Annotated in this window: 14 protein-coding genes; 8 read left to right on the top strand and 6 right to left on the bottom strand. The window is 60.5% G+C overall.

Annotated elements, in window-relative coordinates:
• Positions 1-38: 38 nt before the first annotated feature.
• Genes AC13RE_RS12490 through AC13RE_RS12480 form a run of 3 tightly spaced genes read left to right on the top strand, consistent with a single transcriptional unit; the run spans position 39 to position 2,901 of the window.
• Positions 39-1,205: an ABC transporter permease gene (locus AC13RE_RS12490; RefSeq protein ID WP_488563166.1), complete on the top strand. Its 1,167-nt coding sequence runs from the start codon at positions 39-41 to the stop codon at positions 1,203-1,205.
• A gap of 5 nt (positions 1,206-1,210) precedes the next feature.
• Complete coding sequence (locus AC13RE_RS12485; RefSeq protein WP_488563340.1) at positions 1,211-2,149, top strand: ABC transporter ATP-binding protein; 939 nt, start codon at positions 1,211-1,213, stop codon at positions 2,147-2,149.
• Entirely contained in the window at positions 2,146-2,901 is a 756-nt protein-coding gene (locus AC13RE_RS12480) for an ABC transporter permease (RefSeq protein WP_488563165.1), read from the top strand. The genes AC13RE_RS12485 and AC13RE_RS12480 overlap by 4 nt, the downstream gene beginning before the upstream one ends.
• Positions 2,902-2,920: 19 nt before the next feature.
• Here the strand turns inward: AC13RE_RS12480 and AC13RE_RS12475 are convergent, their stop codons facing one another.
• Entirely contained in the window at positions 2,921-3,304 is a 384-nt protein-coding gene (locus AC13RE_RS12475) for a YciI family protein (protein WP_488563164.1), read from the bottom strand.
• A gap of 177 nt (positions 3,305-3,481) precedes the next feature.
• On the opposite strand from AC13RE_RS12475, the gene AC13RE_RS12470 reads away from it, so the two are divergent.
• On the top strand, positions 3,482-3,877 hold the full coding sequence (locus tag AC13RE_RS12470; protein WP_488563163.1) for a VOC family protein: 396 nt from the start codon (positions 3,482-3,484) through the stop codon (positions 3,875-3,877).
• A gap of 58 nt (positions 3,878-3,935) precedes the next feature.
• Here AC13RE_RS12470 and AC13RE_RS12465 read toward each other — a convergent pair whose 3' ends face one another.
• The gene (locus AC13RE_RS12465; RefSeq protein WP_183713212.1) at positions 3,936-4,328 is read right to left on the bottom strand and encodes a PRC-barrel domain-containing protein; all 393 of its coding nucleotides are present in this window, start codon (positions 4,326-4,328) and stop codon (positions 3,936-3,938) included.
• Positions 4,329-4,675: 347 nt separating this feature from the next.
• Between AC13RE_RS12465 and AC13RE_RS12460 the strand changes: the two genes are divergently transcribed.
• Both AC13RE_RS12460 and pgi read left to right on the top strand, forming a co-directional pair.
• Entirely contained in the window at positions 4,676-6,373 is a 1,698-nt protein-coding gene (locus AC13RE_RS12460) for a long-chain-fatty-acid--CoA ligase (RefSeq protein ID WP_488563162.1), read from the top strand.
• Between the two features lie 175 nt (positions 6,374-6,548).
• Positions 6,549-8,174 carry a glucose-6-phosphate isomerase gene (gene pgi, locus AC13RE_RS12455; protein WP_488563161.1) on the top strand — a complete coding sequence of 542 codons (1,626 nt, stop codon included), beginning with the start codon at positions 6,549-6,551 and terminating at the stop codon, positions 8,172-8,174.
• Positions 8,175-8,471: 297 nt separating this feature from the next.
• Here pgi and AC13RE_RS12450 read toward each other — a convergent pair whose 3' ends face one another.
• The 3 genes from AC13RE_RS12450 to AC13RE_RS12440 all read right to left on the bottom strand — a co-directional run bounded on the left by AC13RE_RS12450 (position 8,472) and on the right by AC13RE_RS12440 (position 10,948).
• Positions 8,472-9,398, bottom strand: coding sequence for a carbohydrate kinase family protein (locus tag AC13RE_RS12450; protein WP_488563160.1), 927 nt, complete (start codon positions 9,396-9,398; stop codon positions 8,472-8,474).
• 76 nt (positions 9,399-9,474) lie between these two features.
• Positions 9,475-10,173, bottom strand: coding sequence for an orotate phosphoribosyltransferase (locus AC13RE_RS12445; RefSeq protein ID WP_112336620.1), 699 nt, complete (start codon positions 10,171-10,173; stop codon positions 9,475-9,477).
• 124 nt (positions 10,174-10,297) lie between these two features.
• Positions 10,298-10,948, bottom strand: coding sequence for a TetR/AcrR family transcriptional regulator (locus AC13RE_RS12440; RefSeq protein WP_488563159.1), 651 nt, complete (start codon positions 10,946-10,948; stop codon positions 10,298-10,300).
• Between the two features lie 97 nt (positions 10,949-11,045).
• On the opposite strand from AC13RE_RS12440, the gene AC13RE_RS12435 reads away from it, so the two are divergent.
• Positions 11,046-11,234 (top strand): hypothetical protein, encoded by a 189-nt coding sequence (locus AC13RE_RS12435; protein WP_132715731.1) that lies wholly within the window; start codon positions 11,046-11,048, stop codon positions 11,232-11,234.
• The gene (locus AC13RE_RS12430; protein ID WP_488563158.1) at positions 11,231-11,710 is read left to right on the top strand and encodes an anthrone oxygenase family protein; all 480 of its coding nucleotides are present in this window, start codon (positions 11,231-11,233) and stop codon (positions 11,708-11,710) included. Before AC13RE_RS12435 ends, AC13RE_RS12430 begins: the two co-directional genes overlap by 4 nt.
• Positions 11,711-11,748: 38 nt before the next feature.
• On the opposite strand, the gene AC13RE_RS12425 is transcribed toward AC13RE_RS12430, so the two are convergent.
• Positions 11,749-12,900, bottom strand: a complete 1,152-nt coding sequence (locus AC13RE_RS12425; protein WP_488563339.1) for a GGDEF domain-containing protein — start codon at positions 12,898-12,900, stop codon at positions 11,749-11,751.
• Positions 12,901-12,974 lie beyond the last annotated feature (74 nt).

Below are 12,974 nucleotides of genomic sequence, written 5' to 3'. Positions count from 1 at the left end.
CTTGAATTCTGGGCTCATGCGCTGACGGAGCTTGCCTGATGGAAGATGCGCTAGCGGTCCGCAGGGTGGACCGTCTCGGAGTGGTATTGGTGGCCGGCGGCGGGCTGGCAATGGCCTGGATGCCGTTCATCATCGTCAAGGCAAACCGCATCGCCGCGGGCAAGCCACAACTGCTGACGCAGCTCATTGTCCAGCCGGCAGCGCTGATGCTGATCGCCCTTCTCGCTGCCGCGGCGCTTGCCGCGCTTTTCCTTCGCAATCAGGTGATCCGTCTTGGCATAGCCACGCTTGCGATCACTGCGCTGATCGTCACGCTCGGCCTCGTCTCGACCGTCGCAACCCCCGCAGGCAGCACTGTGGCACGAATTACGCCCGGCGGATCCTTCTGGGTGCTGCTTGGGGTCGTCGGGTTGATGATTTCGGACGCGCTGGTCAAGCTGCGGCTGACGCCTTGGTTGCGGGTGGCGGCGCTTGCTGTTTATGCCGCGCTGCTTGCCGTCGTCCTGCGCTCCGGCCTGCTGGACAATCTTTCGATCATGAAGGAATACGCCAACAACGCCGACAAGTTCTGGCATGAAGCGCTGCGTCACGTCTTTCTTTCCCTCGGCTCCGTCGCCATCGCCATCGTGCTTGCGCTGCCGCTCGGTATCTTTTGCTACTGGCAGCCGCGCCTCCGCGCCGTGGTGCTGCGGGCGTTGAGCCTGGTGCAGACCATTCCGAGCCTGGCGCTGTTCGGCATCCTCATGCTGCCGCTCGGCTATATCGCCGCCCATGTGCCCTTCGCCGCTGCTATCGGCATTCAGGGTATCGGCGTGGCGCCGGCGCTGGTGGCGCTTATCATCTATTCGCTGCTGCCGATCGTTGCCAATACCGTCGTCGGTCTTGCCGGTGTCGATCCCTCAGTGCGCGATTCCGCTGCCGGCATGGGGCTGACGCGCCGGCAGATCCTGACCGGCATCGACCTGCCGCTTGCCTTTCCGGTCATCCTCACCGGCATACGGATCGTGCTGGTGCAGGCGATCGGGCTGGTGACGGTCGCAGCCCTCATCGGCGGCGGCGGCTTCGGCCTCTTCATCTTCCAGGGTATCGGCCAGACGGCGAACGACCTCGTTCTGCTCGGCGCCGTGCCGACGGTCTTTCTCGCCTTCTCATCGGCCGTCATCCTCGATGCGGTCATCGACAGCATCCGGGGACAACGCGCATGACCAACATGATCGAGCTCAAGGGCGTCACCAAGCGTTATGGCAATGCCACCGTGGTCGACGATGTCAGCATGAGCATGGAGAAGGGCACGATCACCGTCATCGTTGGTACGTCCGGCTCCGGCAAATCGACGCTGATGCGCATGATCAACCGGCTGGTGCCGATATCGGCCGGCCACATCTCCGTTGCTGGCGAGGATATCATGAATGTGCCGGCGACCGAGCTTCGCCGCCGTATCGGCTATGCCATCCAGGGGCACGGGCTTTTTCCGCACCGCACGGTCGCGCAGAATATCGCCACCGTCCCCGAGCTGCTCGGCTGGGAGAAGGCGCGCATCGACAACCGTGTCGAAGAGCTTCTCAATCTCTTCCATCTCGACCCCAGCACCTTTGCCGGCAAATATCCGAGCCAGCTTTCCGGCGGCCAGCAGCAGCGCGTCGGCGTCGCCCGCGCGCTTGCGGCCGAACCGGAATTGCTGTTGATGGACGAGCCCTTCGGCGCGCTCGATCCGGTCATCCGCGGCAAGGCACAGGACGACCTGCTGGCCATTCAGAAGCAGTTCGGCACGACCATCGTCCTCGTCACCCATGACATGGACGAGGCCTTTCATCTCGGCGACAAGATCGCGGTCATGAGCGGCGGCAAGCTCTTACAATGCTCGGAGCCAGAGAAGATCCTGACAGAGCCGGCCGATCCCTTCGTGCAGCAGTTGACCGGCACCTCGGACCGCGCCTTGAAATTGATGTCGCTGCTGCCGCTGAAGGAAAGCATGCAGCCGCCGCGGCCTGGCCTCGGGCATCGCCTGCCGCAGACCCTCAATCTGCGCGACGCATTGGCGGAATTGATCTGGCAGGGCGCGGACGAGGCGACGGTCGAAGACGAGCGCAAGGTGCCCGTCGGCTCGATCTCGATCCAGCACCTGATCGAGCTGGGCCGCAAAGCATGAGATTTCTGGCCGCCAATCTCTTTCGCGTCCTGGCCCTGACCTTGCTGCTAGTCATGCTGTTCCGTCCGGAATGGCTGATTCCTGTGCTTGCGCCGCTGACCAAATTCGGAGCGTCGCCGATCTATACGCAGAACAGCCTGCCGAGCCTGGCGCTCAGCCATCTCGAGCTGATCCTTGTCTCGATCGCCGCGAGCGGCATTCTGGCGGTGCTCGGCGGTATCTTCGTCACGCGGCCGATCGGCGCCGATTTCCTGCCGCTGTCGCGGGCGATCGCCAATGCCGGCCAGACCTTCCCGCCCGTTGCCGTGCTGGCACTTGCGATCTCGACCACCGGCTTCGGTGCCGTGCCGACATTTATCGCGCTGTTTCTCTACGCGCTGCTGCCGATTTTCGAGAACACGGTCGCGGGCCTGCAGCAGGTGCCGGCCTCCGTGCTCGATGCCGCCGACGGCATGGGCATGAACGGCTGGCAGCGCCTCTTCCGCGTCGAGCTGCCGCTCGCCCTGCCCCTCATCATCGAGGGGCTGAAGATCGCAACCGTTATCAATATCGGCACGGCGACGATCGGCTCCACCGTTGCCGCCAAGGGGCTCGGCGAGGTCATCATTGCAGGGCTCATCAACGACAACACCGCCTTCATCCTGCAGGGTGGCCTGATCGTCGGCCTGATGGCGGTGCTGATCTATGACGGCATGGAGATGATCGAACGGTCGGTCACGAGCAAAATCGGCCTCCAATCCCACGGAGATTGAGGGCGATCACAGCCTGCCCTCAATTGCCTTCGCCTGACGGCAGGGATGCGCCGGGCAAATAGAGCGAAATCGGTCTGACTTCATAAACGGCGGTCGGATTGACGCGGCGCAATTCACGCGCTGCCTCGATTGCCTCTTCTATCGTTGGAAAATCGACGACGTAGAAGCCCAGCAACTGCTCCTTCGTTTCCGCAAACGGTCCATCGATCACCATTCCCGCGCCTGGCCCCCGCAAGGTAACGGCGTTTTGGGTCGATCCGAGACGCGCGGCCGGCCCGAGCGATTTCTGCGCGACCAGCCGGTCATTGATCTCCAAAAGCTCCGTCATGAGCGCGGCATCCTCCTCCTTGCTCCAGGATTCGACGATACCTTCCTCGTGATAGGCCAGAATGGCGTAGTACATGGTTTCTCCCCCTTGAGCCGCATAGTTGAGCGCCGGGAGTTAAGCAGACCGATCGCAATCCGGAAACCCTGGATCTATACTCGACTGGAGATATGGCGAGTTTCCCCATGCTTGCCTTCACCGACTGCCGATGGCATTGGCTGCAATGACATGCCCTGACGATTTATGGAGACGCCGATGGCCAAGATGATCCACTCGATGATCCGCGTGCTCGACGAAGCGCGCTCGATCGAATTCTACGACAAGGCTTTCGGCCTCAAGGTTGCCGACCGCATTGCCTTCGAGACCTTCACCCTGGTCTATCTGAGCAATGCCGAGACCGGATTCGAACTGGAATTGACCGTTAACCAGGGCCGCATCGAGCCTTATGCGCAAGGGGATGCCTATGGCCACCTTGCAGTCTCCGTTGCGGAATTGAAGGACGAGCATGCACGCATGACCCAGCTCGGGCTCAACCCGGGCAAGATCGTCGAACTCAATCGTGATGGGAAGCTTTTTGCATTGCTGTTCTTCGTCACCGACCCCGATGGTTACAAGATCGAGGTCGTGCAAAGGCTTGGGCGGTTCAAATAGCCCAAACAAGGCGCCGGCCCCGCCTCGGCGGGGCATTCCGGCAGTTCCGCCAGCGCGTTCACATCCAATAGGGAGGCACGCCAAAATAATCGTGGCCCTTGTGGCCATGATTCTTATGGTCGTGATCGTCCTTGGCAGCGAAGCGGCACGCCTTTTCGATATCGTTCTTGGTCATGCTGACGCGATAGCCGTCAATGCGGGCATCGTAGCGCAGCTTCTCCCACGGCAGCCGGTAGTGCTCCTGGCCGATGCCGAAGAAACCGCCGAAGCTCAGAATGACGAAAGCGATGCGTCCATCACTTTTTTCCATCATCAGCCGCTCGATATGACCAATCTGCTTGCCGTCCGAACCGTATACCCTGGACCCTTCGACGCGATCGCAGGCGACCAGCATCGACATGTCCTTGATGTAAAGGTCACGACCCGAGAAATCGGCACTCTCTTTATGCATATGCGCACCTCCTTTTGGATACGCGTCACATAAACCATGGAGCGTCCGATCTGCTCTTTGAGGCAGCACGATGCTCCGATGGGTCTAAGCCCATGGCGCTATTAACGCTCCGTTGTCATAAAAGTTCCAGTACTTTTTTCAGGATTGTAAAAAAACGTGAGCACGCAACAAATATTGACGTTTACGTCAAGGTTATTGTAGCTTTCGTGATGCTCCAATGATTTAATTGAGAGCAACACTACGGCGATGTGAAAAGCGGGAGACTTTTTGATCGTCCAATGACACTCTGCATAGCCGCCGCATATGACGGCCGGGCGTGGTGATGGTGCGTAGAGGAGGAAATGCGCATGAATTCAGTCTCCGCTCCTTCGGATAAACCGCAGGTCAAGAAAATATGGCTCGCGTCTTACCCGGATATCGTACCGGCGGAGCTGCCGCCGCTGGAGCATGCCTCGCTCGCCGAACTGCTGGAGGAAAGCTGCGCGCGCTATGCCGACAGACTCGCCTTCACCAGCATGGGCAAATCCATCACCTATCGCGATCTCGACCTGCAGACGCGCAAGATCGCCGCCTGGCTGCAGAGCCTCGGCCTGCAGAAGGGCGATCGCGTTGCCGTCATGATGCCGAACGTGCTGCAAAACCCGATTGCGGTTTACGGCATCCTTCGCGCCGGGCTCGTCGTCGTCAACGTCAACCCGCTCTACACGCCGCGCGAGCTTGAGCACCAGTTGCGCGATTGCGGCGCCAAAGCGATTTTCGTTCTGGAAAACTTCGCCCATACGGTCGAGCAGGTTCTGGCCCATACGGATGTGCGCCATGTGGTCGTCACCGCGCTCGGCGACATGCTGGGCGTCAAGGGCCACATCGTCAACCTGATCGTCCGCAAGGTGAAGAAGCTCGTGCCGGCCTGGTCCATTCCCGGCCACCGCAGCTTCAAGAGCGTGATCGCCGAGGGCTCGCGTCTGCCCCTGAAGCTATCGGAACTGACAGGCAGCGACATTGCCTTCCTGCAATATACCGGCGGCACGACCGGCGTTGCCAAGGGCGCGATCCTCACGCATTCAAACCTGCTCGCCAACCAGCTGCAGTTGCTGCTCTGGCTGCAATCCGCCTATATCAACAAGCCGCGCCCGGAACAGCTGACTTTCGTCTGTGCGCTGCCGCTCTATCATATCTTTGCGCTGACGGTGAATTCACTGATGGGCATGTCGCTCGGCGGCCACAATGTGCTGATTGCCAATCCGCGCGACATACCCGCCTTCATCAAGGAACTCGGCAAATACAAGTTCGACATGTTCCCCGGCCTGAACACGCTGTTCAACGCGCTGATGAACAATCCGGAGTTCAGCAAGCTCGACCTGTCCAATACGGCAACGCTTGCCGGCGGCATGGCGGTGCAGCGGCCCGTCGCCGAACGGTGGCAGAAGATGACGGGCGCCTGGATCACCGAAGGCTATGGCCTTTCCGAGACGTCGCCGGTCGCAAGCGCCAATCGTTTCGACAGCCCGGAATTCACCGGCACGATCGGCCTGCCGATCACGGGCACCGATTTCGATATTCGCGACGAGAACGGCAATTCGCTGCCGCTCGGCGAAGTCGGCGAAATCTGCATTCGCGGCCCGCAGGTCATGGCAGGCTATTGGAAGCAGCCGGCCGAAACCGCCCGCGTCATGACGGAGGACGGCTTCTTCCGCAGCGGCGACATGGGCTTCATGGACGAGCGCGGCTACACCAAGATCGTCGATCGCAAGAAGGATATGATCCTGGTCTCGGGCTTCAACGTATATCCGAACGAGATCGAGGAAGTCGCCGTCATGCATCCGGGCGTTCTGGAAGCAGCTGCGATCGGCGTGGCCGATCCGCATTCCGGCGAGGCGGTGAAGCTCTTCATCGTCAAGAAGGACCCGGCTTTGACCGAGGCCGACGTCAAGGCTCACTGCGCGGAAAATCTTACCAATTACAAACGCCCGCGCTTCATCGAGTTCCGCACCGAACTGCCGAAATCGAATGTCGGCAAGATCCTGCGCAAGGAGTTGCGCGGCTGACATGATTCCATGTCATTCAGGAAGCCGCTCGTGCTTGTTTCACGAGCGGCTTTTTTCGTTTTGGGCGATAGGTGAACTTGATTTACGCCCTACATAGGGAATAGTTTTCGCGACCAAACTCAAAGCGCTTGGCCCGGTTTTGAAGGCCAGCAGCGCGAACCGCAAGGAGCCTCCCATGAACGCCCTCGTCGATCAACTGAAGAGCACCGCATCGGCAACGAAGGCCACGGATATTCGCGCCGCCTTCGCCGCCGATCCGAAACGCTTTTCCCGCTTCAGCGCCTCGTTCGACGACCTGCTGATGGATTACTCCAAGACAGCTGTTAACGACGATATCCTCGCCCTTCTCGAGAAGCTCGCAGCCGAGGGCGGCGTTGCCGCCAAGCGCGAGGAAATGTTCTCCGGCGTCGCCATCAATTTCACTGAAAACCGCGCCGTGCTGCACACCGCGCTGCGCAACCGCTCGAACAAGCCGGTGCTGGTCGACGGCAAGGATGTCATGCCTGACGTCGATGCGGTTCTGGCCGCCATGGGCAAGTTTGCCGACGGCATCCGCTCGGGCGCGCTGAAGGGCTCGACGGGCAAGGCGATCACCGATGTCATCAATATCGGCATCGGCGGCTCCGATCTCGGCCCGGTCATGGCGACGCTGGCGCTCGCCCCCTTCCATGACGGCCCGCGCTCGCATTTCATCTCCAACATCGACGGCGCCCATATCGCCGATATCCTGAAGCTCGTTAAGCCGGAAACGACGCTCTTCATCGTCGCTTCGAAGACCTTCACGACCATCGAGACGATGACGAACGCTCAGACGGCGCGCAAGTTCATCGCCGATGCGCTCGGCGAAGCTGCCGTACAGCATCACTTCGCGGCCGTTTCGACGGCGCTCGACAAGGTTGCCGCCTTCGGCATCGACAGCGAGCGCGTCTTCGGCTTCTGGGATTGGGTCGGCGGCCGCTACTCGATCTGGTCTGCCATCGGCCTGCCGCTGATGATCGCGATCGGCCCGGAAAACTTCGGCAAGTTCCTCGATGGCGCGCATGCGATGGACAACCATTTCCGCCAGGCGCCGTTCAAGGAAAACCTACCGATGCTGCTCGGCCTCATCGGCTTTTATCACCGCAACGTGCTCGGCTATCCCACGCGCGCGATCCTGCCCTATGATCAGCGCCTGTCACGCTTCCCGGCCTACCTGCAGCAGCTGGACATGGAATCGAACGGCAAGGGCGTTACCATCGACGGCACCCCGGTCGAGGGCAATTCCGGTCCCGTCGTCTGGGGCGAGCCCGGCACCAACGGCCAGCACGCCTTCTATCAGCTCATCCACCAGGGCACGAGCATCATCCCGGCCGAATTCATGATCGCCGCCAACGGCTTCGAGCCGGAGCTACGCCACCAGCACGACCTTCTGATGGCCAATTGCCTGGCGCAGTCGGAAGCGCTGATGAAGGGCCGCACCTTCGAAGAGGCCAAGGCCCAGCTCACCTCCAAAGGCATGGACGACAAGAAGGCCGATTTCATCGCGCCGCATCGCGTCTTCACAGGCAACCGCCCGTCGATCACTTTCGTCTATGACAAGCTGACGCCCTTTGCACTCGGCCGCCTGATCGCGCTCTACGAACACCGCGTCTTCGTCGAAGGCGTACTCTTCCGCATCAACTCCTTCGACCAGTGGGGCGTCGAGCTCGGCAAGGAACTGGCAACGGGCCTACTTCCGGTTATCGAAGGCAAGGAAAGTGCTGCCGGCCACGATTCTTCGACGCAAGGGCTGGTGGCTGCGCTGGCGAGCCGCGCGAAGTAACCCGCTCACCCACCTCCCCCTCAAGGGGGATTAAGCGTTGCGCGATCTCATCGCATCAGTAAATGGAGGGTGCGCCCCCCTCTGTCACTATCGTGACATCTCCCCCACATGGGGGGGAGATCGTTGGGAGGCTGCCGCACCTTCCTCAGATGCAACAGATACAGTCTCAGCAGATGCGATATCGGCTTGGGGCGATGGAGTGCCACAAGCTACCAATCTCCCCCCATGTGGGGGAGATGTCCCGAAAGGGACAGAGGGGGGTACACACTCTCCCCACTCGCGAAGGCCGATGAAGGATTACAGCCCGATCTCACTTGCCCAGGGCGGATTGGCTCCGGCGCGGGAGACCGTGACGGCCGCAGCCTTCGCGCCCAGAGCCAGCGCATCCTGCAGCGCCTTTTCGTTCAGCGAAGCCACCTGTGCCTTGGTCAAAAGGTTGTTCATCTTCAGCGATGCCAGAATGCCGGCATCAAAGGTATCGCCGGCACCCACGGTATCGACAACGGTGACGCGCTCGCTTGGCACCGAGACTTTCAGCGACTTGGTGTAGCCGGTTGCGCCTTCCGCACCCTTGGTGATGACGACGAGCTTGGCGCCCTGGTTAAGCCAATGGGCGGCCAGCTCATCGTGATTCCCAGCAATGCCGAACCATTCCAGATCCTCATCGGAGAATTTGAGAATGTCGGACATGGCAGCCATCCGGCTGATGCGGCCCATATGGGCTACCTTGTCCTTGATGAAGCCCGGGCGGATGTTCGGGTCGAGCGAGATGACCCGGCTCTGATGCTCACGCTTCATCAGCGCCTCGTAGGTTCCGCCACATGGATCGGGGATCAGGCTGATCGCGCCGAAGTGCAGCGCTTCGCAATCATCGCCGAGCGTCGGGAGATCCGCTTCGGTGATCATGCGGCCAGCCGTGCCTTCGTCGTAGAAGGCATAGGTCGCCTGACCGTTGACGAGCTTGACGAAGGCGATCGTGCTCGGACGGGGTGTGATGGCGCAATAGCTGAAATCGACCTTGGACGCCGAGAGCGTGTCGCGCAGGATTTCGCCCATCATGTCATCGGCGATGCCGGTGAAAAAGCCCGTGGGAATGCCGAGGCGACCGAGCGCGATCGCGGTGTTGAAGATCGCACCGCCGGCATAGGGGGCAAAGCCCTTTTCACCCAGCGTCGTATCCCGCGGCAGCATGTCGATCAAAGCTTCGCCACAGCACAAAATCATTCCGGCCTCCCAAAGAGCGCGTCCATCGTGTCCATTACATAAATCGATTAGATAGATTCAATGCAAAAGCAAAGCGTCAGTTTGTGGGCAGCTCCGAAATGCCGCCATTCCAGCCGGACCAGGCGAGCGGCGCATTGAGAAAGGCCTCGACTTCCTCGAGCGTCTTGTCGTCGAACAGCTTCTGCTCCTTGGCGACGGCGAGCACTTCGCGCCAGGTCGTGATGTATTGCAGGCTGACTTTCCGGTTGGCAAAGCGTTCGACCGCCTCGGGGAAGATGCCGTAATAGAACAGCGCCATGCCATGATCGACAATGCCGCCGGCTGCACGGATCGCGTCGATGAAGGTGAACATGCTGCCGCCGGCCGTCGTCAGATCCTCAATGACGAGCACGCGTGCGCCGTCCTTCATATCGCCTTCGATCTGGGCGTTGCGACCATGACCCTTCGGCTGCTTGCGCACATAGATCATCGGCAGGTTCAGGCGCTCGGCCAGGAAGGCGGCGAAGGGAATGCCCGCCGTCTCGCCGCCGGCGACGCAATCGAACTGCTCGAAGCCGACATTGCGCACGATGATGCTGGCTGCAAAATCCATGACCGTCGAGCGGATGCGCGGATAGGAGATCAGCTTTCGGCAATCGATATAGACCGGGCTCGCCATGCCGGACGCAAATTTGTAGGGCTTGTCGGCATTGAAGTGGACCGCCTTGATCTCCCAAAGCATCCTGGCCATCAGCTCGGCCATGACAGTGCGATCGGTGAATATCATCTGGGTCATGCAAGGCCTCCTTGGCGAGCGCTAATGTTCCAGCGGCAATAGCAGCAAGCGGGCCGAGTTTCCAGACATATGAAAGCTTTTGCGGATATCCCTCGGTCGCCGTCTGCAGGGCGACCGGAAGCAATCAGCGCAGCGCTCCAAGATCGGCAGGGAGCATGGCCTTGAACAGCGCGATGACCTTGTCGCCTTCTTTCCGTTCGATCGAAATCGCATAGCGCACCGCAGCCGCGACAAGCTGCATGGTCAATCGGGCTGTTCTTGCAAGTTCGGAATCATCGCGCCCCGGCCAGAGGCGCTTTAGGACGGTCAGAAACGCCTGCGAATGCCATTCCATATCCTCGGCATCGACCTGCTGCAGCAGCTTATCGGCATGGGTCGCGTGCCAGATGTCGCGCATGACTGGCTCTTCCAGAAACATGGCGTAGTAGCCATCGACGATGCGGCCGAGAGCGGGCTGCAGCTGATCGCGGCTTTTGATCGCCATCAGTTCGTCTTCGACGCATTGCCGGCCCTGCTCGTTGAAGCGCTCGGCCAGCACGCGGATGATCGCCGTCTTGTCGGGGAAATATTGGTAGAGCGAGCCGAAGGAAACGCCCGCCTTTTCGACGATCTCGCCCATGCGCAGCGCATCGCTGCCGTTTTTCGCAATCAGCTCGGATGCCACAGAAAGGATCAGATCCACGCGCTCGCGACCGCGTTGCTGGCTGGGTATGCGCCGCGGCGTCCCCGCCTCGTCCTTGCTGCGCCTGCGTCTCGCTATCGGTTCCCGTGCCATTCCATCCCTGCCTATCACCGTTGACAAGCAATATAAGAGAGTTTATCACATTTGCAAATGAAAGAATTTATCACATTTTATGCTGGAGGAGCTTGAAATGCAGATCTCGACAATTGCCGTCATCGGCGGATTGGGAAAAATCGGCGACCGCGTCGTCGAGCGTCTCGACGGCCGCAACTCGCCTGTCATGAACGGCATCGGCCGGATCCTCCGCAGGCAGCCGAAAGATTTTTTCGATTATGCCCGACAAACCGCCGCAACCGGCATCTGGAGTGCTCAGTCATGACCTTTCCGATCACGAATATCGCTCTCATCATCGCCGCGCTCAGCAGCGGGCTTCTCGCCGGCGTCTATTTCGCCTTCTCGACGTTCATCATGCAAGCTTTCGCCCGCCTCCCGGTCGATCAGGGGATTGCCGCGATGCAATCGATCAACACGACGATCGTGCGTTCGCCCTTCATCGTGCTGTTCCTGCTGACGGCAGCGCTCTCGATCTTCATCGCAGTGATGGCCATCCTTTACTGGCGAGGCGGCACCAGCGTTCTGATGCTGACGGGTGCAGCGCTCTATATCGTCGCGAGCCTGCTTTCGACCATGGTCTTCAATGTGCCCCTGAACGACGCACTCGATAAAGTGGACGGCCATTCCGCTGAGTCGATGCAGCTATGGTCCACCTATCTCAGCGACTGGACACGCTGGAACCATGTGCGCACGGTCGCCTCGCTACTGGCCGCATGCGCCTTCGTGAAGGCCCTGTTCTGACAGCCTGTGACGAGAGACGGTCAGCCGAAAACGGCCGGCTAGACAGCCCGCAGATAGGCCGCGACCTCTACACGGTTGCGGCCATTTCGCTTTGCCTCATAAAGCGCCTTGTCGGCGGCGCGAAGCACATCATCGAAGCCGAGCCCTTTGGCGGTACCGGTCGCGATCCCAGCACTGACGGTGCAGGCGAAAGATTTGCCTTCGATGCTGATCGCCCGTGCCGCAAAGGCATCACGCACCCGCTCTGCGACCTGCTCCGCGCGACCCGGCAGCGCGTTGTCGAGAACAAGCGCAAATTCCTCGCCTCCCAGACGCGCCACCGTGTCGGAAGGCCGCAAACCGAAGGCGAGTTCCTGGCCGAAAAGCTTGAGCACGAGATCGCCGGCGGCATGGCCGTGCTGATCGTTGATCGCCTTGAAACGGTCGATGTCAAAGATGATGACGGCCATCGAAGGGCCGAAGGACCGGCGGCCGTAAAGATCGAACAGCGCGCGGCGATTAAGCAGCCCGGTCAGGGCGTCGGTGATCGCCTCCTGACGATGAAATGCAGCTTGGCGCCACTGGTGCAAAGCAAGGGACAGCGCCCCGATCCCGGTCATTCCGGCGATGCAGACGGCGAGGCTGACATCCTCCGCCCAGTTGTCCGGCGCATGACCGAGTACGAGCTTGCCATCGGCGATCAGCACTGCCGCGCATAAGGCAAAGGAAATGGCCGTCAGCGTGTAAAGCGCCGTAATGCCATAGAGCGGCGTCGGTGCCTCGCGCCGGCTGAGCCAATATTCGCGCGCCGTCAGAAGCAGGAGCACGCAGATGACAAGGTTATCGGCGATGAAAGCCAGCCCGTCGTAGCCGGCAAGCATCGGTCCGATCGATGCTGACATGCCCGGCAAGCAACCGAGGGCAAAGCGGATGCTGGAAAGGCGACCCGTGCGAAACTGATAACCGGCCACCCAGATCGTCGCGAAGCCAAGGAAGAACAAGACGAACGTCAAAATGGCAAAAATCGGCTTGGGATGGTCGACATAGGCGCCGTAGACGAAGATGCCGCCGACGATAGGCACAAGGCCGGCAGAACACGTCAGGAGGAAGGTATCGGGCCGGCGCGAAAACCAGCTCCCGACCAACGTGACCGCAAGGCAAGATGCGGAAACGCCGAGGGCCAGAAGCAGGGAATTGTAATCAACCAGCATCATGCTCTTTCGACGGTTGGACTTCTACCGCAGGGTGTGTCGTCGGCACACTAGGCCTTCAGGCGTATCCAATT

It is taken from the genome of Martinezella sp. CNPSo 3959, from assembly GCF_057784355.1.
The sequence above is the reverse complement of the archived record's forward strand: the minus strand, read 5'-3'. Positions and strand labels throughout refer to the sequence as shown.

Excerpts from the sequence above, each read along its gene's own strand:
- AC13RE_RS12440 (WP_488563159.1), bottom strand. The coding sequence starts at position 10,948 with ATGGCACGGGAACCGATAGCGAGACGCAGGCGCAGCAAGGACGAGGCG.
- AC13RE_RS12460 (WP_488563162.1), top strand. The coding sequence starts at position 4,676 with ATGAATTCAGTCTCCGCTCCTTCGGATAAACCGCAGGTCAAGAAAATA.
- AC13RE_RS12435 (WP_132715731.1), top strand. The coding sequence starts at position 11,046 with ATGCAGATCTCGACAATTGCCGTCATCGGCGGATTGGGAAAAATCGGC.
- pgi (WP_488563161.1), top strand. The coding sequence starts at position 6,549 with ATGAACGCCCTCGTCGATCAACTGAAGAGCACCGCATCGGCAACGAAG.
- AC13RE_RS12465 (WP_183713212.1), bottom strand. The coding sequence starts at position 4,328 with ATGCATAAAGAGAGTGCCGATTTCTCGGGTCGTGACCTTTACATCAAG.
- AC13RE_RS12430 (WP_488563158.1), top strand. The coding sequence starts at position 11,231 with ATGACCTTTCCGATCACGAATATCGCTCTCATCATCGCCGCGCTCAGC.
- AC13RE_RS12480 (WP_488563165.1), top strand. The coding sequence starts at position 2,146 with ATGAGATTTCTGGCCGCCAATCTCTTTCGCGTCCTGGCCCTGACCTTG.
- AC13RE_RS12425 (WP_488563339.1), bottom strand. The coding sequence starts at position 12,900 with ATGCTGGTTGATTACAATTCCCTGCTTCTGGCCCTCGGCGTTTCCGCA.
- AC13RE_RS12475 (WP_488563164.1), bottom strand. The coding sequence starts at position 3,304 with ATGTACTACGCCATTCTGGCCTATCACGAGGAAGGTATCGTCGAATCC.
- AC13RE_RS12445 (WP_112336620.1), bottom strand. The coding sequence starts at position 10,173 with ATGACCCAGATGATATTCACCGATCGCACTGTCATGGCCGAGCTGATG.
- AC13RE_RS12485 (WP_488563340.1), top strand. The coding sequence starts at position 1,211 with ATGATCGAGCTCAAGGGCGTCACCAAGCGTTATGGCAATGCCACCGTG.
- AC13RE_RS12470 (WP_488563163.1), top strand. The coding sequence starts at position 3,482 with ATGGCCAAGATGATCCACTCGATGATCCGCGTGCTCGACGAAGCGCGC.
- AC13RE_RS12450 (WP_488563160.1), bottom strand. The coding sequence starts at position 9,398 with ATGATTTTGTGCTGTGGCGAAGCTTTGATCGACATGCTGCCGCGGGAT.
- AC13RE_RS12490 (WP_488563166.1), top strand. The coding sequence starts at position 39 with ATGGAAGATGCGCTAGCGGTCCGCAGGGTGGACCGTCTCGGAGTGGTA.